Raw genomic sequence first — 19887 nt, forward strand, 5'->3', positions numbered from 1 at the left:
GCAGGGTATCCGGCAGCCCGAGGAAGGTACGGGCTTCGGTGGTGAGGCGCTGGTGCAGCACGTTACCCATTTCCCTGGCGAACAGGGGGGCGTGCTCGCGCGCGAGCAGGAGCAGGACGACGAGGATGACGCGGTCGTCGACAATCGGGGGGCGGCCGCCGGGATGCTTCCCGGCCCGGTCCTTCTGCCGCCAGGCCACCACTCGTTCGACGACGTGTGACTCGTCGATCATCTTCGCCGCCTTCGTCACATCGCCGATGTCGAACTTGGAAGTCCGCCCGGAGGTGGTGCCGATGGCGTCGTCGAGGAGATGCTCGAATTCGTTGTCCGTGTCGTCCGCTTCGAGGGGAGCGTCTGTCACGGCGCTCATCGGGCGTTCTCGTGTCCGGTGGTGATGTTGCGGTAGTCGACCAAGTCGTGGCGGTTCATAACGCGCACGTAGGGCGCGAGGGACGTGGGGCTGTTCAGGCCCGCGATGTTGAGCAGTAGGTCCAGGGGCACTCCGGCATTGAGTTGGAGCACGATCCAGGTGGCGCGCAGTCTGGTCGCGGAGGGGGTTTGCTCGTCGGGGTCGTCGATTCCGAGTTGATGGATGACGCGGGCCGGGTAGCCGGGCGGCCGGTATCCTGAGAAGGCGAATTCCTGGGCGGGTCGGTCGGCGAGGGAGAGTGTAAGTGTGGTCACCCACTGTCTATGCAGGGGGACCAGGCGTGGCTGTTTCCCGTGCACGGCGACGGTCACGCCGTCAGCGTCGATGGAGACGTCACCGACCCGGGCAGTGGCGATTTCCTCCGCTCGGAGGCCGGCACCGGCGCCGAGCGCGAGGAGCACGTGTGCGTTTCTTCGCCGCGCCAGGTTGTTCCGGCGCGCGGCCGAGCTTCGAAACGAAATGAGGTCCCGGTCCGTGTAGGGGTTGACTGCGCGCGGGTCTTTCAGATTAAGGCGGGCGGGCACGGTCTGGGTGAAGTGGGCGGCCATGATGTTCAGACGCTGGGTCGTTTGGTACTGGTAGGTCGAGCTGTGGGCGCTCATGACCTCCTGCATGAACCGGTTGATCAGAGCGGGTCGGAAGACCGTCTGGGGGTCGAGGGTTGCGCATACGGTTTGCCACAGCCAGTGTGCGAACTTGGCCGTGGCGGCGAGATAGTTGCGCGCGACTCCAGCGGTCTGGGGCGCGAGGTCCGTCACGCAGTCGCGGACGAACGTTCCGATGGCCGCCCAATGGGCCTCGGGCACAGCGGCCGCGTAGCCGTCAATGACCCGTGCCACCACCGGCGGGCTGGCCACGGTCACTCCCGTTGTCCCTGCACGGGAAAGACTGAGCACGCGCTGGGGCGGGAAGGAGAGGGGGCGAGGGAGTTCACGGAGACGGTCACGTGATTCGTACATGCGCCCAAACCTGGGGCAGAGCGTAAGATCTACCCTAATAGGGTAAATTTTCGAAGAGAGTGTGGTGTCGTGACCGATCCGCGATTTCGTCCTCGTGACTACTGCGAGCCGCCTCATTACTTTGGCAAGGACCGGCCAGTTGCGTGGCGACAGGGCGAAGGGCTCTCCGGTACGGCCCTTGATCAGCTTGGTGCGGCGCGGTGGCAGCATGCGCAGGCGCGCAAGATCCGGGCGGCGCTGGTAGAAGACAAGCTCACCGCCATGCAGTACGCGGACAAAGTCGGGATCGACTACGCCCGGCTCGGCAGAATCCTGCGCGGAGACATCATTATGCGAGTCGAAGACATCATCAACGCCGAGCGGAATCTCCTCTTGGGCTCCCGTCCGCGCATCCCGGGGGGCAACGGCACTGGTCGCTGAGAGATCAGCGCGGCTCGGCGGCCGCATCTCGAAGCGCGTTTCTGCTGCCTCGCTCATTGGGTTCCCTGACGAACCGGAGGAACCGGACCAATGCTTCGGGGGATGCCAATCCGGCCGCCCGCATGAGCGGCACGAGGGGGGTACCGGCTTCGAGGTGCTGCACAATCCAGGTGGAATGCATCCGGCGCGTTTGGAGTTGGATCTTGCCCGTGGAGCGGGAGACGAAGTCCGTGATCAGGTTCCGATTGGCGGATTCTCGATTCTCGTGGAATAGCCAACTCCCGCCTTCAGGTCGCATACCGACGATCAGGGCGCGTTCCCATTCGCGTAGGACGGGTACCTGTCTGGGACGTTCACCGCGGACGGCGACGACAACGCCGCAATCATCGGAACGAATATCGGCAACCGTAAGGTTGATGATTTCGCGCCCGGCGAGGCCGGCGCCAAGGCCAAGGGACAAGAGGGCTTCGGCGTTCCATTTTCGTTGGGCGGTGGACTGGGCGATCGCCCAGCTTTTCAGCGCGATGATTTCCTGCCCAGAGTAAGGGGCAGACGGGGCGGACTGACCGAGCGGCCTCAACTCTGGCGGGGCCACGGGTGGACCGATAAGGGCGTCTGACATGCGCAGGAGTCTCGACCGAATCGTGTTGCGGCCCGAGTCGCTCCGATACTGAGGAAGCCCAACTGCGATGAACCGTTCGATTGTGCTCAACGAGAAGATAACGTCTCGTTCGAGCGGCATGGCTGCAGACTGCCACGCCCACAATGTCAGTGGCGTTGCCGCGGCGAACAGCGCCTTGGCTGAATATGCGGTTCGGGGAGCTGCATCTTCGACAGACCGACGGACGAATTCGCCGAGGTGAGCCCAGTACGGTGCGGCATGCTGTGGCTGATAGTTGGCGTCCCCGTCCCCGTCCCCGTCCCCGTCCCCGTCAACCGGCATCAGCGCATCTCCGGATCATGACCCGACCTTGCCCGTCGCAGGTCAAAGGGCGAGGTCTGTCCAGCACCAAGGTCTACGCGCAGATGGCCGGGATCGGCTACTACAGGCTCGTGAAGATGCTGCGCGGCGAAGTCATCTTGCGCCTGGAAGACGTCGCAGCGGCGGACCGTCTGCTGGGCGGTATCAGCGGCTTCACTCGCACTGAAACGCCAACAGATTCCACTGACCGCTTTGCGGCGACACTGCCGGCGGCCGACATGGGGGAGTTCCCTACCTGACGACAGTTCCCCGGGCTGGGCAAACCGGCTACACGTTGCCCGCCGCCGCGCATTCGTCGCCTCCACCCGGGATCACCTCCTGAATCCGGAGAATCGTGGACGTCACCTGCCAGTAGTAATCGACTGACCAGTCGTCGGACTGCATCGTCCATCGGCCGCGCTCACCGACCCGGCACCTGTCCAAGGTGCGCAGCGGGCGACAGCAGTCATTGACCGAAATCGCCGCTTCCGGCCCCGGGATGCGGGTGGCTGTTCCATCGACTAGGTCTAGGACGTGCGTGGAGCCGACGGTAGTTATCCGCCAAACCCCCGTCGAGTCCAGCCGGAGCTCTTCGACGCACTGAGCGTCCTTGTTGTGATCGGGCATCGGGATTCCTCCACTTTGGGTGTGACGTGCGCGGCAGCACTATCCAGTACCGAGACTGACGAGCCGGTCCGTCTCATTTGCTGCGATGGCGCGACCGTAGCGACATCCGTATCGATCCGGTCCCGTGCAGGAATGCATCAGTGAGAAAACCTCAGGGGCGCTGCCGCGCATAGGTCTTTCGACGCCGCAAATTGCGGGTCGGGAAGGCACCCATGCAACTCTCAACAGGGCTTCAGGCGCTCCACGCCGAATACGCTGTTCTCTCGCTGGCCGGGAAGCGGTCACTCAGCGGCGATCAGGCTCGATCAATCACTTTCTATCGCGCAGAGCTGGCATTCATCGAGGATCCGCGAGCGTTCGCGGGAAGCAGTAACCAGATCGTGAAGTGGATCTGGTTCGTTCAGAAGGTTGAGAGCTTCGTCGCCGCGAACGGTCGACTGCCCCGTCAGAACAACAGGCTGGCAGGCGAGGACATCGATCGGGACGAGTGGGACCTCGCCGAGTGGGTGCGCTACCGACAGGGCCGCGCCGCCAGTACCGGACGGCTGTGCGATTACCAGCGACGGCGACTCGCCTGCATCCCCGGCTACCGTGAGCACCCGCGGGAATCGAATTGGGACCGGCGGCTTGAGGACTACCGTTCGTTTATCGAAGTTCATCGTCGGGCTCCTCGGTATCGGAGCGAGGATGGGACGGAGAAGAGCCTTGCCGGATGGGGCGCAACACAACGCGCCGCGTACCTCGCGGCAACGCTGTCGCCGCGCCGAATCCGCAGACTAGAACAGCTCCAGATCTGGGTGTGGGGGAGAGGGGGCGCCTGACTCACCCGGTCGCAGGCGGTAGCTCGTCCCAGCCGGTGATCAGCGCATCAAACTCCGCGCCGAGAACCATGTTGTCGAATTGCGGGGGGAGCACTTCGATGCTCCGCACTACGGTCGTCCTTCGGGCAGTGAACACCACGCCGCGGAGCCGAAGATCTATCAGGAACACCGCGGGTTCACCGATCCAGCAGGACTTTACGGCGAGCAGTGAAACCCGTTCATGATCGCGCCTGAGCTGGTTCGGCTTGTCAGCACCATGATCGGGTCGTCGGGCCAGGGTGTGCTGGTCTAGATCAACTTCATACTGGGTTCCTGATGCCGTGGTGACCAAATAGCAGCCTTCGCTGATGCCATCGAGCGATTCCACGCGTCTCCTCACGTTGGTGACGCGAGAGTATCGCGGACCGGGGGCGCCTGGTCCCGTGCGGGCATGCACCTCTGCGGGAAGACTCCATCTGGCCAACCCAAGGATCTACTGCGCGACGGGAGAAGTATCAGGTGCGGCGGTCCCGCCTACGATTCGCTGTCGTCGCTCCTGCTCACCAGTTTGGCCTTCTGGGTCGGGATTGATTCAACAGGGGTGGCGCCCCTCGAAATGCGGCGTCGAGAGTCTGTTGCGGCGTTTGCGGTCATGATCTCTGTCTTCTTCCGGCCGAGGCGAAGTCGTCTCCGCGTGCTCGCTGAACGTTGGCTGAGGCAGGTGTCACCCATGGTCTGGATACACGCGACCGGGTAGAGGTCGGATATGGCCCTTGCGGCCGAGTGGGGTAGCGCGCCGCAGAATGTTGCACAGGGCCGGGTGCCCAGTTCATGCCGACAAAATGGACTGACATTGCGGTGCCGCACGCAGGCCGCATCACGATAAACCGCGGCAGTCTAAAGGGAGTCTAAAAGTCTAAAGGCCCAAAGAGGAGTCTAAACGCCCAGGACCACTGACCCCTCCGGGTTCGGCATCGGGCGGTCGAAGCTCGCAGGCCGCGATGCGCTCATCGAGTTGCTTCGAAGCCAGCACGAGGAGCGGGCGCTACTCCTCCAAGGTTCCCGCGCCGTAGGGACGACGGTCACGCCGGGACGTTTCACTGCGTCGCTGAGGACGAAGCTCGGAACTCCAGACCTCGACCTGCCGCGAACCATAGGACTGGGTGCGGCCCTCCGCGGCCCACACACGCTCGCACTCGCAATCGCGTCGGTGCGGTGCGGTGCGGTGCGGTACGGCGTGCTGGTCGCCGCCATGCGTCACGGTACTTCTCACCACCGATTGACCCAGACCAGTGCCGCATCCGGGAACTTGTCCACCCTGCCCGCGTAGCGCGGTTCCCACCGGAAATCTTGCCCGGTGATCGCGCTAAGTCTCGCTGCTTCCTTGAAGCCTCCGAACCTCAGCGGCGCACGGCCTTCCGTGACGTACGCGATCACAGGTCCGTCCGCGTCGTCTATCAGAAATAGCGCAGAAATCCCCGTTGACCAGACGATCCGCCCGATCTGGGCTCGCAACGCGTCCATGGCAACACCCAAGGACATCGGCTCGCGACCGGACGCAAGCCGATCGAACAAGAGACTCGTTCCATCCTCGACCGCGCCGTCAGCGGTCTGCACGAGGAGACACGTCAGGCGGAGGAGAGTTTGCCGGCCACGGAGCACGAGCTCCGATGATGCACCGCTGGTGCACGTTTGCTTGATCGAGGCTGACCCTAGTTCAAAAAAGGTCTCGACCACCTCCCCGCCCTGTTGAAGAAAGACGGCAGGGAGGCCCCCCATCCGAGAAATGACCACGGTGACGTCGTTCGGCAGCGGACCCGGGCCGGCCTCCGGAACTCGCACACTGACTCGTTCGCCTTCGGCGACCAACACATCCACGCGGGTCCACTCGTCCATCTTTGATATTCCTTCCGCGGTCAGACCTCGTTGAGGCTGTCCGCTGTGAGGTCGTGCTTTAGTTTCTTGCTTTGGGTCTTGCGATCTCCGCCTCTACGCGCGCGCGCCACTGCAGGAGCCTCTGAGCCTGTAGGGCTGCAGTCGTTTCGATGTCGCCGTCGACGTGGAACTCTAGGGCAGTGAGCTGCCTGGGGATGCCAACGAGGATTACTGCAACGCACGCCACGATTTCGGGTACGAGAGTGCCCACGAAGAGCGTCTCCTCCTTGATGCCGAACTGGCCGGCCGGGACTCGCCGCTCTATCTCTTTGAGGATGGCTCGGGCTTTCGGCAGCCATTCTTCGGCCGCCTCGCGCGAGCGGTAAGACTTGGGCGGCCATTGCCGTGAATTCTCAACCATGGTCGCAGGCCGGTGTTCCATCAGACCACTCGCTCAACACCCGGGGATTGCGTCGGATCTCTAACACGGCTCCTCACCGACGGGGCCTTGGCAGGCTTCTTGACGCCCAGGGTAGCCCGCCGCGTCCGGAGCCGGTCCCGGGCTGGAATACGGTCTGGAAGCACGAAAGATGGCGCACAGCGCTTGGGAATCTGCCCCTCCGCCATCGCGCATTGCCTCGATGGAGCTTGTCAAGAATCGGAGGAATGCCCCGTCGGCCTGTGTGGGGGGTGGTGCGTCTGGCCAATGCCAACGGCGCGAAACATCAACCCTCCGGTTACCAGTCGGTGAGGCTCGCGGATATTTCGGCGGCGACGCGGACAGTGATCTTGCCGGCCTCGCCGAGGCGCGAGCCAAATCGTGACTTCGGTGCGCTCACGTTGAGGGCGGCGATTATGCTCTTCCGTGAGTCAAATACGGGTACGGACACAGCGACCACGCCTAGCTCGAACTCCTCATCAACCACGGCAAAGCCCTGTCTACGGACGCGGTTGATTTCGTGCTTCAGGCTGTCAAAGTTCTTCACTAAAGGCTTCCCGTTTGGGAGGGCCTGCGGGGCGACCCCGAGCACAGCTGGATCATCACGGTGGACTTCATACCATTCGCGCAACGCCTGGTCTGTCCAATCACTCAGTAGGACGCGCCCGGACGGTGTCTGCCAGGCCGCGGTCGTCATCCCTTCCCAACTTCGTCCGCGAATGTCTTGGTTACTCTCCTGACTTGCGAGTGTGAGAACGTTTCCACCTCGTAGCACGCTCAGGTGCGTGGTCTCACCTGTGGCGATCTCAAGCTGGCGCAGGTAGGGCCGGGCAACGTGCACCAGATGTGATTCGAAAGTCTGCGCTGCGAGCGCGAAAAGCTTGTGACCGAGTCGGTAGTTCCGTGTAATCGGGTCTCTCGAGATGAGACCCGATTCGGCAAGCGTCGCGAGAGTCCGGGAGATCATGCCCTTGTCGCGCCCGACCAAGGCGGAAAGCTGGAGCACTCCGAGCCCGCCGGCTGACAGAGCCTCGGGTGTCGCTAGCGTCTCGAGGATCTCTAGATCTCTCCTGAGGCCAGCCGAGTTGCGGCGGGGGTCAGGCGTCGACGGCTTGTTTTCGGTGGTCACCATAAAGCCCATGCTAATGAGTAATTGCCATATACACAACAGGGGTTGCGCAAATAAACAACGTTCCCCTAGTGTTGCGCTATTCGAACTACTCGCCGGCCTCCGGGCCGGCGACAACTCAAACTCAATGAAGAGTGAAGGGGCATGCGTCGTGAACCAACTAGATTTCGACGGACTACTGACTTTCTGGCAACAGCGGTCGGGCGACATTCTCGACATGGCGTTTCAGCACATCGCAGTCGTTGCGGTCGCCTTGATGATTGCCGTGGTCATAGGCGTGGGCGTCGGAATGCTCGTCTGGGACCGGCCCGTTCCCCGGTCGGCTGTGATCGCGTCCGCTGGGGTTGCCCTGACTATTCCCTCGTTGGCTTTGCTGGCGATCTTGGTGCCGGCATTCGGTCTCGGTTGGGTGCCGACACTCATCGCCCTCGTTCTCTACTCGCTCCTACCCATCGTGCGCAACACCGTCGTGGGGCTGCGCGCGGTCCCTCCAGCAGTCATGGAATCCGCAAAGGGCATGGGAATGAACCCGCTCGGCGTGCTTGTCGGGGTTCAGCTTCCTATGGCTTGGCCGATCATTCTGACGGGCGTGCGCGTTGCGGCCCAACTCACGATCGGCACTGCGGCGATCGCCGCCTACGTCGCCGGCCCCGGACTTGGCCAGTACATCTTCAAGGGCTTGGCCTCGCTCGGCTCGAAAAACGCCCTCAACCTAGCGCTCACAGGGACCATCGGCATCGTCATCTTGGCCCTCATCGTCGACGCCATCTTCGTATTCATCGCTCGATACACCACCTCAAGGGGACTCCGTGCATAAGCCAGAAGACACCGCCATCTTGCAGATCGCCCGCAACACCAGCGGAGCACAGATCGTTCTTGATCAGGTCACCAAAACCTACCCACACCAGCCCACATCGGCCGTCGAGAATTTCTCGATGACCGCAGAGCCAGGCGAATTGATCATGTTCGTTGGCCCGAGCGGATGCGGGAAGACAACGACCATGAAGATGATCAACCGCATCATCGAGCCCACGAGTGGTTCCATCCGCATCGACGGTCGCGATGTCCTCTCGCTCGACCCCAACGAACTGCGCCGCCACATCGGTTACGTCATCCAGCAAATCGGGTTGTTCCCCCACATGACCATCGCGGAGAACATCGCGGTCGTGCCCAAACTCCTCGGTTGGACCAAGAGCAGGATCAACGCCCGTGTTGATGAACTACTCGAGACCGTCAAACTCGACCCGACCAAATTCTCGCACAGGTATCCCAAGCAGCTTTCCGGCGGCCAGCAGCAACGCGTCGGCGTGGCTCGCGCGTTGGCCGCGGACCCTCCCGTGATGCTCATGGATGAGCCCTTCGGAGCGACGGACCCGATCACTAGGGAAAGCCTCCAGGCTGAATTCTTGAGGCTGCAGGAGTCACTCGGCAAGACGATCATCTTCGTCACGCACGATTTTGACGAGGCCGTCAGGCTTGGTGACCGCATCGCGGTGTTGAGCGAAAGGAGTCAGATCGAGCAGTTCGACACGCCAGCGAACATCTTGGCGGCACCGGCCAACGACTACGTTTCCTCCTTCATCGGACACGGTGCAGCGATCAAGCGTCTCGTGCTGATCCCTGTCACCGAGGCGAAGCTGGGGCCGATCGGCGATGCGGAAGCCGGCCCGATCACGGTGAGCATCGCTGATAGTTTGCGTGATGCTCTCGACGCGCTTGTGCTCAGCGGGGCGCCAGCGCTAATGGTCGTCAACGCGGCAAAGAAGCCGATCGGATCGATCACCGTCGAGCGAATCTCTGCCGTCTTGGGCGCGGACATCCCGGACGTTCAGGGCGCTGGGCTCGTATCAGCATCGGGTGCGGGCCGTTGAGCATGACAATCAGTGCGACCAGAAGTATCGCCACTGTCAACAGCCAAACGTCGAGTCGGCGGGGAAGCCTTCACACCTTGAAGCGCTTCACGACGCCGATCGTGGTCGTCCTTGTGCTCGGCGTGCTCCTAATTTGGTTGTCGAGTCTCACCCTTGACTCGATCGAGCAACGGACACTGAACGTCGGCTACATCGTGGAACGAACTCGAGAGCACCTCGGGCTCACGATTGCGACCTCAGCGCTCGTTGCCGTCCTCGCAATCCCGACCGGGATCGCCCTCACTCGAACGAGATCGCGGCTCGTCCGCGCAACCGTGCTGGGCATTGCGAATATCGGTCAAGCCACGCCCGCCGTTGGTGTCATCATTCTGCTGGCCATTCTCTGGCAAACGGGCTACAGCACCGCGCTGGTCGCACTTGTCATCTACTCATTCCTGCCCGTGCTGAGCAACACGATGACCGGGCTCCAGCAGGTTGACGAAGGCGTGCGCGAATCGGCCAAGGGCATGGGAATGACGCCGAATCAAGTGCTTCTTCGAATCGAATTACCGATTGCTGCGCCAGTCATCTTGGCGGGTCTGCGCACGTCAATCGTCTTCTCGGTCGGAGCCGCCACTATCGCCACGTTCATCAATGCCGGTGGTCTGGGCGACATGATCGTCAACGGACTCACGCTGCAGCGATTCCCCGTCCTCATCACTGGGGCCGTCCTCGTGGCCTGCATCGCACTTTCGCTGGACTGGATCGCCGGCGTAGCCGAAGACCTACTACGACCCCGCGGAATATAGCGCCCGAACTTCCTCGTACCAATCACCCTGCACCACAAGTCAGCCTCACCCTGCCCATTTACAAGGAGTATTCATGAAGAAAGTAACCACCCTGTCGTTGCTCGCTCTTGCGGCCGTCGGCATGCTCACGATCAGCGCCTGTTCCGCCGGAGGAGGCGCCGCCGCGTCCAGCGGAGGAGCTAAGGGCACAGAAGTCAAAGGACTGACCGGAACGATCGGTGCGAAGGAATTCTCCGAGCAGTACATCCTCGCGAACCTCACGAGCCAGCTGCTCAACGCCCATGGAGCCAAGACAGACACGAACACGCAGGTCGCCGGATCGTCCAATGTTCGTGCGGCGCTCGAAAGCAAAGAATTTCTGGGCTACTGGGAGTACACCGGCACGTCTTGGATCACATACAACAAGAACACCATCCCGGTGAAGGGCGCTGAAGCCCAGTTCACGGCCACGAAGGAAGCTGACGCCAAGAACGGTATTGCGTGGCTTGACCCGGCACCCCTGAACAACACCTACGCGTTCGCCATTCGCTCTGACAAGGCCAAGAAACTCGGCATCAAGTCGCTGAGTGACATCGCCAAGCTCCCAGCCAAAGAGCAGACCTTCTGCATCGACAGCGAGTTCTCGACGCGGGACGACGGCTGGCCCGGGCTGAAGAAGACGTACGGGATCGATGTGCCCGACTCGAACGTTGCACTTCTCCAGTTGGGTCTCACCTACACGGCCGCCCAGAAGGGCGACGACTGCAACTTTGGCGAAGTATTCCAGACAGATGGCCGAATCAAGGCCTTGGGCCTGACCGTCATGGCGGATGACAAGCAGTTCTTCCCCGTTTATCAGGGAGCGTTCACCCTGCAGGAAAAGGACCTCAGCAAGTACCCGGGGATTGCTGGCGTCATGGCGTTGATGTCAGACAAGCTCACCACAAAGGAAATGCAGATCCTCAACGCGAAGGTGGATGTCGACGGAGACGACCCCAAGACCATCGCTCATGACTGGCTGACCGCGGAAGGCCTGATCTAAATGTCCCAGACCCTCCAGATCGGCGAGAGCTTCATCGGTGAAGGCGTGAACGCTGCGCATGTCAACACGGTCATCGGCCACAGGGACGGCCCCGCCGGAGTGGCGTGGGCCACCGCACTCGCAACGCCGAGTGCCGGGCATGTCCCCTTCGTCACCGTTCTGCGACCGTCGCTCCCCGTCAAACCCCTCACGCTCTTCGTCACAAAGTCAGCTCCGGCCAGCGACGAACACGGACTGCTCATCTGGGGTCCCGCCCAAGCTGGTATCGCAGCTGGAGTAGCTGAGGCTCTCGCGGACGGCACCATTTCCCGGGAGCAGGCTGACTCCAACGTGATCATTGCGGCGGTCTGGGTCAACCCCGCGGCAGATGATGCGGAACTGGTCTACGCAAATAACCGCCTTTCGGTCCACACCGCACTCGTCAACGGGGCTGCGTCTTTGCCCAGCACTGATGACGTGATTGCGGCACGGCACGCGCCTTTCAATCCGTTTTACACAGCTCGGGAGCAGCAGCCGACCCTGTCCTAAAGCGCCCCGCTTGCGGGGGCGGACTTGCAGAGATGTCGACTCGCTTGACAAAGCGGCCGACTAAGGCTGGTGCGCCCCCGACCCTTCGAACACGTTCCCCACGACGCATGTCGTGGTCGAAATTTGTGCTGGTAGTACCGGCAGCCGGACTGGCATGCCCAAAAACAACTATTGAGAAAGCGCGACCAATGACTTCAGCATCGACAACACGAGTCGGTTTCATCGGCTTGGGCAACATGGGTTCAGGGATGACGAGAAACCTGCAAAAGGCCGGTTTCGCCCTCGTCGTCAACGATATTCGTCAGGAATCAGCGGCTGAGCTCATTGCCGGCGGCGCAATTTGGGCGAGCACACCGGCTGAGGTAGCCGCGCAAAGTGACGTGGTCATCACGATGCTGCCAACTCCCCGGCACGTCGACACGGTGGTGAACTCGCGAACAGGAATTCTCGCTGGCATCGCAGATGGCGGCACGTGGATCGACATGTCGACCTCGGTGCCGGAAGTGGCGCAGCGCGTCCGTGCCGAGCACTCGGCCCGGGACCTGCATATCGTGGACGCCCCCGTGAGCGGGATGTCCGTGGGTGCGGCAAACGGCATGCTCCAAATCTTCGTCGGAGGAGAAACCGCCGACGTAGAACGACTCCGGCCGGTGTTCAACGCAATGGGCGACCCCGACCGCATCTTCCACGTCGGAGCCGCAGGAGCAGGGTACGCAGTGAAACTGATGATCAACCAGCTCTGGTTCTCGCACTTGGTCGCCACTGCAGAAGTGCTCAGTATCGGGGTGAAGGCAGGCGTTGACCTCGACGTACTGCGCAAGTCACTGATCGCCAGTCCGGCGAACAGCAACTTCATTCAGAACGATGTCCTCTCGATCCTCAACGACGGAGACTATGACGAGGGTTTTGCTATCGCCCTTGCCTGCAAGGACCTTGGCCTCTCGATCGACCTCGCCCGCTCGGTCGGCGTGCCTGCCGAATTGAGCAGCTTGGTCGAGCAGATCTACCGTCGGGCCCGCGCCCAATACGGCGACCACGCCGGAGAAATGACCCCAGTCAAACTCTATGAGGACCTGATCGGCACCGATCTCCGACTCGAACGAGTCTTGGCATGACAGCTCCGCTCACGAGAAGTCTCGCACCAGAGACCGCCAAGCCAGTCCTCGCAAGCTCCGAAAAGGTCCGCAGCAACATCGACCTGACCGACCAGATCCATCCGTCCGCGGTCCACGCGGCGCCAACCCTCATGGAGTTGCAATGACCATCACCGCTGAAGCAATGACCATCACCGCCAAAGACGAGCGCGCACTTCTCGCCCGCGTACCCACGGGCCTGTTCATCGGGGGGAAATGGCGGGACGCCAGCGACGGTGGCACGTTCAACGTGGAGGACCCCTCCACCGGAGAAGTGCTACTCAAAATCGCTGACGCCACACCGGCGGACGGCGAGGCGGCTCTGGCCGCGGCCGCCGCGGCCCAAAGGGACTGGGCGCGGACCGCACCACGCTTCCGAGCTGAAATCCTGCGCACAGCATTCGAGGCAGTCACCGCACGTGCCGACGACTTTGCACTCCTAATGACCTTGGAAATGGGTAAGCCCCTGGCGGAGGCCAGAGGAGAAGTGGCATACGGCGCAGAATTCCTGCGTTGGTTCTCCGAGGAAACAGCGCGCATTGCTGGCCGGTTCTCCACTGCTCCAGACGGCAACAGCCGGCTTCTTGTAACCAAACGACCCGTCGGGCCCTGCCTTTTCATCACCCCGTGGAATTTCCCGCTTGCCATGGCCACACGCAAAATTGCTCCCGCAATCGCCGCCGGGTGCACCATGGTCCTCAAGCCCGCGGGCTTGACCCCTCTCACGGCACTCCTGTTCGCTGAGGTGCTTCAGGAGTCTGGACTCCCGGCAGGAGTCCTCAACGTGGTTCAGACGACGAGTCCGGGAGCTGTGACGGGTCCCCTCATCAAAGACGCGCGCCTTCGTAAGCTCTCGTTCACTGGGTCGACTGGGGTCGGTCGCCGACTCATCAAGGACGCCGCGGATCAGGTCCTGCGTGTCTCCATGGAGCTCGGTGGCAACGCCCCATTCCTTGTGTTTGAGGACGCGGACATCGACAAGGCCGTTGACGGAGCGATGCTAGCCAAGATGCGCAACGGGGGAGAGGCGTGCACCGCCGCGAATCGTATTCTTGTCCACGAGTCAGTGGCCGAAGAATTCACGGCAAAACTGATCGACCGGATGGGCGCTCACACAGTCGCCCGGGGCACTGAGCCCGCGTCGAAAATCGGGCCGCTAGTCGACGAAGGTACCCGGACCAAAGTTCATGAACTCGTGACCGATGCGCTCGATGTTGGAGCAACCCTCGCGCTGGGCGGCCAGAGCGTCGACGGTCTCGGATACTTCTATGAGCCCACCGTCCTCACCAACGTCCCGCCGCACGCCCGCATCATGCACGAGGAGGTATTCGGACCTGTCGCACCGATCGCCACGTTTGCAACTGAGGCCGAAGCGATTCAGCTGGCGAACGACACCGAGTTCGGGCTGGTGGCGTACGCCTTCACCCGTGACCTCTACCGAGGATTCCGTCTCTCGGAGGAACTCGAAGTTGGCATGTTTGGTCTCAACACGGGAATCGTGTCGAATCCTGCAGCGCCTTTCGGTGGCGTCAAGCAGTCGGGAATTGGACGCGAGGGTGGCCTCGAAGGCATCGACGAGTACCTTGAGACCCGCTACGTGGGCATCGCTGACCCCTTTGGCGACGCCTGACACTGCGGAGTCGAGGCTCTTCGTTCTTGCCGGGAGGCTCTCGAAAGAGCCTCCCGGCAAGGATGTCAAGTCGCCAGCCCTTGCCTTGGGCCGATCCTCACCCACATGCAAGAGTTTCAAGCCGCCGCTTCAGCAGTTTGACGCTGACGACCTATTCCGTTCCGGACTTCGCTGCATGCAAATCCAAATCCTGCAAGAACGAGTTTGCGGCGGCTGCGAGGTTCTGGATGTGGGACTCGTCGCGGAATACCCAGATGTGCTCGACCGTGGGGTAACTGTAGTGGACGAGAAATAGCAGACTCTCTGCGGAAGTGACGTGCAGTTGCCACTGCAGCCGGCTCGCGTGGGCTTTGAGGAGGGCGTCGATAGAGACCGCCGATGTCATGACCTCACAGATGACGCGTTCGCCGATGCCGTCTGGGGTTGCTACATGGCGAGGGTTTTCGCCGCTGCAGAGCATTGCGTTTGCGACGATTCCATGTTCCGCCTTCGCCCACGTCGGGATCAACCGGTTCACGTCCACATCTCCCGTCAAAGGTGTCGGGCCGCCGGACAGGCTGCGGAGCTTCTGTTGCAAGAGCGATGCACGTAGGGATGGGGAAAGCATTTCAGCCGCATCCCTCTCCGTCACGCCGTTCATACCGGCGAACAACCATTCTTTGCGGTGGCGCGCGTCCATTGGGTTCCCGTCAGAGGCTCGGGCAAACCGCGGCCATGATCCGGCGGCAAAGCGAGCGAGATCTCGCGGTTCCCATTCGCGCCGAATCCCATCGGCCCCGCGCGTCCAATTGTTGCCCACGTTCAAGAGATCGGCACCTTGACCGCGAAGAGTCTCGATCCACCGGCTCTCCCGCGTAAGGATTCGGGTGCCCTGATCGACGGCCTCCAATTCAACGACGTAGATGTTTTCCTTCCCATGTGCTCGCATCCAGTGATATAGAGGCACAGAGCCACCGGATGCCGCCGCCATTGTGTGTTGGGCGAATCTTCGAGCAACTGTTGTGTCGGTTTTCCCTATGTATCGGACGCCGGCGTCCGGGTGACATCTGCACCCAATCCCGTAGATGAACCCTGCCGGCGACGCCTGCCCAGACAGGGCGGAGTCCAGCTCCTGCAGGAACTCATCGGCGCGCTCGACGAGCATCCCGATGCGGGTTGTATCCCGGTCAACCCAACGGTGTTCGATGGTCAGTGAGTCACGGTCTTCGACGACGAACAAACACCGCTCTGCGCCGGTGACGTGCATCTGCCATTGCATCTGGTCGCGATAGGTGTTCAAGGTCGCGCTAAGCAGGAAGGAGGAGGTCTTGATCTCGCAAACTTCACGCTCACCGATGCCATCGGGGGTCGCAAGGTGACGGGGGTTCTCGCCTTGGAACAGCCGAGTGTTTGGGGTGATCGCGAAGTTCTCCTGTACCCATGCAGCAATCACGGGTTCGCGGTCGATGCCATGCTGAAATGACGGGGACCAGTATCCACCGTCACCCGTTAGCTTCTCGCGGAGAACGTTGTGCCACTGGGCGCTTCTGTTCCCATTGGTGAGAACGAGTCGATTCACGTCTGTGGCGGTGACGCCCGATCTTCTCCGTAGCAGCCACTGCGCCCGATCCTGCGAATCAATGGGCTCACCGTCATCGGAAAGAGTGAATCGGGGCGAACTCCTGCCACTTATACGGGGCTGCAGATCCCTCCTCGGGGGGAGATCGCTTTCCAGTTGTGTCACAAGCGGGACGGCACTTTTCGGGAGTCACCCAATTCGCGTGTCTTCTTTGGCGTGAGGGGAATGACGAATTGCCTGTGAGTCCGTTTGTACTCCAATGAATGGCCGATCTCGTTGACGATATAAAGAAGGCCCCAACCGGCTGCACCAATCAGTTCCATTCCGAGAAACGTTCCGTTGGGCTTGCCGTGAGCCCAACTGAACGAATTCTCGGTTCTGGCCACAAACACGCGGCCGTCATCCTTGCCTTCGCTCAAGGCTGCATAGGTCTGTCTGACCTCTTTGAGAAGTTCGTGCTTGGACCTCTGAGCGGCCCCCGGGAGCCTGGTCGACTCGTGGACGAGCGACCCGAACATGCCCCGCATGCACGCTCGCAACCACATGACTTGATTGCTAATGTCCGCAGAATGACGGATTCGTTCTTCCGCGGGAAGACTCTCTACGGCAAGTAACAGTTTGAAGTGCGTGCGGGAAACGCTTTCTTGCTCGGCAAGAAAGCGCCCAAGCGCTCTTTCCACCTCTTGGCTTCTCTCGATAAGCAACAGATCCACCTCGCCCACTTGAGACTCGGCCGCGAATTCATGCTTGCGGTCCTGTTCGTCGATCAGTCGCGAAAGCGGCTTCAGCGCGGACTCAAGCGTGGCTACCTTGCCAGCAAGATCTGCGGCGAGGTCTGCAACGAGGTCAAGACGGGCAAGTCCGAACGCAGATCTAGTGCTGTGCTCACTGAGCAAGACCGCCCAGATGGCAACCGCCACACCGGCCAAAGCAAGCATCGCGAGTACGGTATTGATCCAGTCCGAAGTGCTCATCGGTCCCCCTGCTACTTGGCGCCAAGGAGCACCAAATCTTAGCCTCGCACAGGCTAAATGTTCGCTCGGGCCAACCCTTGCACCCCGTTGTGGTCACGATCGGCCGAGGCAGACTCGGCTTGGATCGCCTGCCATTGGGCGCGCATCGTGAGATTCGATTGCGTCGATGCGCTCTTTGTCGAGGAGGGACGGGTCTGCGACCGCGGTCACTTCTTTGTTCTTCTCAGCTGAGCGCCTTGAGCCGGCCGAGGGTGTGCTGGCTTCTGATCCACGATTCAGGGCTGCGCTGATTCAGCACTATGTTTCGAATGCCGTTCGGGAAGCGATCCTCGCACAGGGACAATCGCTGCGGGAGTACACAGACAGCCTCATCGACTCCGACGCGCTCGGTTACGAACGCCTACGAAGGATCCAAAGTGGCCACACCACAGCACCATGATGTTGGCGGACTTCTTCCACTGGGGTTCCCACTTTCCTTCCGTTTACCGCCTTCTAGAGCGAGAACAGTTCGGCTACGTGAGTCAATATGCGGACAAATTCGGCTAAGTCGAACGGGACCGGTTGACGTCGAAGTAGACTTCGGTCGAGGGCGGGCCCACGCTTCCGTCATTCACCCCCAAGCGAATGAGGAGGCTGGTTCTGACTCTAGGCTGAAGCCATCTCGGACAATGGTGCAGGTCAGCACGGAATTCTCCTCATAGACTCCCGCCCCGATCTTGCAGAGCAGTTTCACCCGACTCTGAACGGCGCTGTCTCATTCCAAAATCTGACCCGAGGGTCGAATAAGAAGGTTTGGTGGCTCGGGACCTGCGGGCACGAATGGGACGCAGCGCCGTGCAACCGTTATAGCGGGACCGGCTGCCCGATTTGTGCCGGGCAGGTGATCGTCATTGGCGTCAACGACCTCGCCACGCTTGAACCTTTGGTCGCTGGAGAATGGCACCCGATCAAGAACGGCGACCTCAAGCCCAGCATGGTTACCCGGAGGTCAGGCAAAAAGGTCTGGTGGCTCGACTCCCATGGGCACGAATGGTTGACCGTTATCAGCTCGCGAACCAACGGAACAGGCTGCCCTGTCTGCGCGGGCCAAATGCTGCTCGCAGGCTTCAACGACCTCGCCACAAGGAACCCGATCCTCGCAGCGCAATGGCATCCAACTCGGAACAATTACCTACCGTCAACCGTTGCGCCCGGTGCCAACAAGAAGGCGTGGTGGATCTGTTCAGAAGGGCACGAGTGGCTCGCGAGCATCAACAACCGTTCTAACGGAAATGGTTGCCCGGTCTGCAAGATTCCGCGGGGTGAGGAATACGCGGCGGCGAAGAGGCTCCGGCGTGCCGAAGGTCACCCAGTGAAACACCGCCCGTTTGACCCGACGCGGGTGTCACAAGGGTTGGTGCCCGGCCATAACGACATGCTCACGACCAAGCCAGAATTGGCGGCGGAGTTTCACCCGACGCGTAACTTCCCCATGACCCCGGAGACAGTGGTCGCCGGGGCGGCACGGAAATTCTGGTGGATATGCAGCCTCGGCCACGAGTGGGAGACGACGGGGAACTCTCGCGCTTCGATGAACACGGGCTGTCCGACGTGTGCCGGGCAGCGCATACTGGCGGGTTTCAACGACCTTGCCACCACACGCCCAGACATCGCCTCTGAGTGGCACCCTACCAAGAATGCCGGCCGCACTCCCGAAACCATCACCGTGAGTAACGGTACGAAGGCGTGGTGGCTCGGGACTTGTGGTCACGAGTGGGAAGCAGTCATCGCCAGCCGGACCGGTCAGGGCGTGGGGTGTTCTATCTGCTCTGGTCACAGGGTCTTGGCCGGTTTTAACGACCTCGTTACGCAGCGGCCCGATGTGGCAGCGTCTTGGCACCCGACAAAGAACGGCGCCATGCATGCGACCCACGTATCCCAGTATTCGAACAGCATCCGCTGGTGGCAATGTGAGCTCGGTCACGAATGGGAATCGACCGTCAACAACAGGACACACGGGCAGAACTGCCCGTCATGCTCCGAGGGCGGAGGGTTCAAACGCGCTCTCCCCGGATACGTCTACTTCCTCGAACACCCCGGCTTCAACGCGTTCAAAGTTGGCATCACGAACGTCGGGACGAAACGCCTCGCCCAGTTGTGTGTGATCAACTCTTTGTAGGCCGTTTCGGCACAGGAAACCGGCCAAGTTAGCGGCTGGTTTCCTGCCAAAAGAGTGATAAAAATCAGGCCAGGCAATGCCCCTCCACGACGTTGGATTTGGGGAATGCGCAGAGTTTGAGATCACCCGGTGGTTGGGGCCCTCTCCAGCGTGTTGGAGACATGGGCCCGCCACCCCCAGATAGGTTCCATTCGGCGTGTCTACTGCCAAGCGGTCGCGCCGGAAGGAACCAGGAAGCCGATGACGGTACCCATGTCCGTGCAAGAAAATATCAGATCACTCGACGCCCAAGGAATTGCAGGCCGTGAAATCGCCCGCCGGCTGGGCGTCAGCCGCGACGCGGTAGTGAAATATATCCGGCAACACGACTACTCGCCGAAGCCACCGACTCTCGTGCCTCGGCCCGCCGGGTCGGTGTTGACCGGGTTCGAAGCCACGATTGAGCTGTGGTTAGGCGAGGACCAGCGACGGCCGCGCAAACAACGCCACACCGCCCAACGGGTCTTTGACCGCCTCGTCGCCGAGGAGACCTACACCGGCAGTTACTCCCCGGTGCAACGCTTCGTCAGGAAGTGGAACGCCCAGC

The 19887-nt window shown here is 61.5% G+C and carries 22 protein-coding genes and 2 pseudogenes; 14 read left to right on the forward strand and 10 right to left on the reverse strand.

Annotated elements, in window-relative coordinates:
- Both E3O19_RS04340 and E3O19_RS04345 read right to left on the reverse strand, forming a co-directional pair.
- Positions 1-370: hypothetical protein (locus E3O19_RS04340; protein WP_198413848.1), on the reverse strand; the 370-nt coding region annotated here is incomplete at its 3' end.
- Positions 367-1389: a site-specific integrase gene (locus E3O19_RS04345; RefSeq protein ID WP_134565573.1), complete on the reverse strand. Its 1023-nt coding sequence runs from the start codon at positions 1387-1389 to the stop codon at positions 367-369. The genes E3O19_RS04345 and E3O19_RS04340, both read right to left, overlap by 4 nt.
- A gap of 69 nt (positions 1390-1458) precedes the next feature.
- Between E3O19_RS04345 and E3O19_RS04350 the strand changes: the two genes are divergently transcribed.
- Positions 1459-1809 (forward strand): helix-turn-helix domain-containing protein, encoded by a 351-nt coding sequence (locus E3O19_RS04350; protein ID WP_134565575.1) that lies wholly within the window; start codon positions 1459-1461, stop codon positions 1807-1809.
- 4 nt (positions 1810-1813) lie between these two features.
- On the opposite strand, the gene E3O19_RS04355 is transcribed toward E3O19_RS04350, so the two are convergent.
- Entirely contained in the window at positions 1814-2431 is a 618-nt protein-coding gene (locus E3O19_RS04355; RefSeq protein ID WP_134565576.1) for a site-specific integrase, read from the reverse strand.
- A 404-nt stretch (positions 2432-2835) separates the two neighbouring features.
- Here E3O19_RS04355 and E3O19_RS04360 point away from each other — a divergent pair, with 404 nt between their 5' ends.
- Positions 2836-3030 (forward strand): hypothetical protein, encoded by a 195-nt coding sequence (locus E3O19_RS04360; RefSeq protein WP_134565578.1) that lies wholly within the window; start codon positions 2836-2838, stop codon positions 3028-3030.
- 28 nt (positions 3031-3058) lie between these two features.
- On the opposite strand, the gene E3O19_RS04365 is transcribed toward E3O19_RS04360, so the two are convergent.
- Complete coding sequence (locus E3O19_RS04365; RefSeq protein WP_134565580.1) at positions 3059-3397, reverse strand: hypothetical protein; 339 nt, start codon at positions 3395-3397, stop codon at positions 3059-3061.
- A gap of 191 nt (positions 3398-3588) precedes the next feature.
- Here E3O19_RS04365 and E3O19_RS04370 point away from each other — a divergent pair, with 191 nt between their 5' ends.
- Entirely contained in the window at positions 3589-4218 is a 630-nt protein-coding gene (locus E3O19_RS04370) for a helicase associated domain-containing protein (RefSeq protein ID WP_134565581.1), read from the forward strand.
- A 1-nt stretch (position 4219) separates the two neighbouring features.
- On the opposite strand, the gene E3O19_RS04375 is transcribed toward E3O19_RS04370, so the two are convergent.
- From E3O19_RS04375 to E3O19_RS04390, 4 genes are all read right to left on the reverse strand, one after another.
- Entirely contained in the window at positions 4220-4585 is a 366-nt protein-coding gene (locus E3O19_RS04375; RefSeq protein ID WP_134565583.1) for a hypothetical protein, read from the reverse strand.
- 881 nt (positions 4586-5466) lie between these two features.
- The gene (locus E3O19_RS04380; protein WP_134565585.1) at positions 5467-6093 is read right to left on the reverse strand and encodes a hypothetical protein; all 627 of its coding nucleotides are present in this window, start codon (positions 6091-6093) and stop codon (positions 5467-5469) included.
- A gap of 58 nt (positions 6094-6151) precedes the next feature.
- Entirely contained in the window at positions 6152-6493 is a 342-nt protein-coding gene (locus tag E3O19_RS04385; RefSeq protein WP_134565587.1) for a hypothetical protein, read from the reverse strand.
- A gap of 316 nt (positions 6494-6809) precedes the next feature.
- The gene (locus E3O19_RS04390) at positions 6810-7643 is read right to left on the reverse strand and encodes an IclR family transcriptional regulator (RefSeq protein ID WP_134565589.1); all 834 of its coding nucleotides are present in this window, start codon (positions 7641-7643) and stop codon (positions 6810-6812) included.
- A gap of 148 nt (positions 7644-7791) precedes the next feature.
- On the opposite strand from E3O19_RS04390, the gene E3O19_RS04395 reads away from it, so the two are divergent.
- From E3O19_RS04395 to E3O19_RS04425, 8 genes are all read left to right on the forward strand, one after another.
- Positions 7792-8457, forward strand: a complete 666-nt coding sequence (locus E3O19_RS04395; protein WP_241981181.1) for an ABC transporter permease — start codon at positions 7792-7794, stop codon at positions 8455-8457.
- Positions 8450-9511 (forward strand): ABC transporter ATP-binding protein, encoded by a 1062-nt coding sequence (locus tag E3O19_RS04400; protein ID WP_241981182.1) that lies wholly within the window; start codon positions 8450-8452, stop codon positions 9509-9511. The genes E3O19_RS04395 and E3O19_RS04400 overlap by 8 nt, the downstream gene beginning before the upstream one ends.
- A gap of 77 nt (positions 9512-9588) precedes the next feature.
- A complete protein-coding gene (locus E3O19_RS04405; RefSeq protein WP_241981183.1) occupies positions 9589-10299 on the forward strand; it encodes an ABC transporter permease in 711 nt (236 codons plus the stop codon).
- Positions 10300-10372: 73 nt separating this feature from the next.
- Positions 10373-11320, forward strand: a complete 948-nt coding sequence (locus E3O19_RS04410) for a glycine betaine ABC transporter substrate-binding protein (RefSeq protein WP_134565595.1) — start codon at positions 10373-10375, stop codon at positions 11318-11320.
- Entirely contained in the window at positions 11321-11848 is a 528-nt protein-coding gene (gene fae / locus E3O19_RS04415; RefSeq protein ID WP_134565597.1) for a formaldehyde-activating enzyme, read from the forward strand.
- Between the two features lie 107 nt (positions 11849-11955).
- Positions 11956-12963 carry an NAD(P)-dependent oxidoreductase gene (locus E3O19_RS04420; protein WP_241981184.1) on the forward strand — a complete coding sequence of 336 codons (1008 nt, stop codon included), beginning with the start codon at positions 11956-11958 and terminating at the stop codon, positions 12961-12963.
- Complete coding sequence (locus tag E3O19_RS17655) at positions 12960-13109, forward strand: hypothetical protein (protein ID WP_166804452.1); 150 nt, start codon at positions 12960-12962, stop codon at positions 13107-13109. Before E3O19_RS04420 ends, E3O19_RS17655 begins: the two co-directional genes overlap by 4 nt.
- Positions 13106-14611: an NAD-dependent succinate-semialdehyde dehydrogenase gene (locus E3O19_RS04425; protein ID WP_166804453.1), complete on the forward strand. Its 1506-nt coding sequence runs from the start codon at positions 13106-13108 to the stop codon at positions 14609-14611. Before E3O19_RS17655 ends, E3O19_RS04425 begins: the two co-directional genes overlap by 4 nt.
- Positions 14612-14762: 151 nt before the next feature.
- Here E3O19_RS04425 and E3O19_RS04430 read toward each other — a convergent pair whose 3' ends face one another.
- Both E3O19_RS04430 and E3O19_RS04435 read right to left on the reverse strand, forming a co-directional pair.
- On the reverse strand, positions 14763-16334 hold the full coding sequence (locus E3O19_RS04430) for a YqaJ viral recombinase family protein (RefSeq protein WP_134565598.1): 1572 nt from the start codon (positions 16332-16334) through the stop codon (positions 14763-14765).
- Positions 16331-17143, reverse strand: coding sequence for a hypothetical protein (locus tag E3O19_RS04435; RefSeq protein ID WP_134565600.1), 813 nt, complete (start codon positions 17141-17143; stop codon positions 16331-16333). Before E3O19_RS04435 ends, E3O19_RS04430 begins: the two co-directional genes overlap by 4 nt.
- Positions 17144-17840: 697 nt before the next feature.
- Here E3O19_RS04435 and E3O19_RS18765 point away from each other — a divergent pair.
- The 3 genes and pseudogenes from E3O19_RS18765 to E3O19_RS04450 form a co-directional block, all read left to right on the forward strand.
- Positions 17841-18008: pseudogene (locus E3O19_RS18765) on the forward strand (zinc-ribbon domain-containing protein); the annotation flags it as partial.
- 15 nt (positions 18009-18023) lie between these two features.
- On the forward strand, positions 18024-19301 hold the full coding sequence (locus tag E3O19_RS04445; RefSeq protein ID WP_134565602.1) for a zinc-ribbon domain-containing protein: 1278 nt from the start codon (positions 18024-18026) through the stop codon (positions 19299-19301).
- 252 nt (positions 19302-19553) lie between these two features.
- Positions 19554-19887, forward strand: a pseudogene (locus E3O19_RS04450) (HTH domain-containing protein); the annotation flags it as partial.

This window comes from Cryobacterium algoritolerans, assembly GCF_004402785.1.
In the GTDB taxonomy this organism is placed as follows: Bacteria; Actinomycetota; Actinomycetes; order Actinomycetales; family Microbacteriaceae; genus Cryobacterium; species Cryobacterium algoritolerans.

Excerpts from the sequence above, each read along its gene's own strand:
- E3O19_RS04345 (WP_134565573.1), bottom strand. The coding sequence starts at position 1,389 with ATGTACGAATCACGTGACCGTCTCCGTGAACTCCCTCGCCCCCTCTCC.
- E3O19_RS04355 (WP_134565576.1), bottom strand. The coding sequence starts at position 2,431 with ATGTCAGACGCCCTTATCGGTCCACCCGTGGCCCCGCCAGAGTTGAGG.
- E3O19_RS04360 (WP_134565578.1), top strand. The coding sequence starts at position 2,836 with ATGGCCGGGATCGGCTACTACAGGCTCGTGAAGATGCTGCGCGGCGAA.
- E3O19_RS04365 (WP_134565580.1), bottom strand. The coding sequence starts at position 3,397 with ATGCCCGATCACAACAAGGACGCTCAGTGCGTCGAAGAGCTCCGGCTG.
- E3O19_RS04380 (WP_134565585.1), bottom strand. The coding sequence starts at position 6,093 with ATGGACGAGTGGACCCGCGTGGATGTGTTGGTCGCCGAAGGCGAACGA.
- E3O19_RS04385 (WP_134565587.1), bottom strand. The coding sequence starts at position 6,493 with ATGGTTGAGAATTCACGGCAATGGCCGCCCAAGTCTTACCGCTCGCGC.
- E3O19_RS04390 (WP_134565589.1), bottom strand. The coding sequence starts at position 7,643 with ATGGTGACCACCGAAAACAAGCCGTCGACGCCTGACCCCCGCCGCAAC.
- E3O19_RS04410 (WP_134565595.1), top strand. The coding sequence starts at position 10,373 with ATGAAGAAAGTAACCACCCTGTCGTTGCTCGCTCTTGCGGCCGTCGGC.
- fae (WP_134565597.1), top strand. The coding sequence starts at position 11,321 with ATGTCCCAGACCCTCCAGATCGGCGAGAGCTTCATCGGTGAAGGCGTG.
- E3O19_RS04420 (WP_241981184.1), top strand. The coding sequence starts at position 11,956 with ATGTCGTGGTCGAAATTTGTGCTGGTAGTACCGGCAGCCGGACTGGCA.
- E3O19_RS17655 (WP_166804452.1), top strand. The coding sequence starts at position 12,960 with ATGACAGCTCCGCTCACGAGAAGTCTCGCACCAGAGACCGCCAAGCCA.
- E3O19_RS04425 (WP_166804453.1), top strand. The coding sequence starts at position 13,106 with ATGACCATCACCGCTGAAGCAATGACCATCACCGCCAAAGACGAGCGC.
- E3O19_RS04435 (WP_134565600.1), bottom strand. The coding sequence starts at position 17,143 with ATGAGCACTTCGGACTGGATCAATACCGTACTCGCGATGCTTGCTTTG.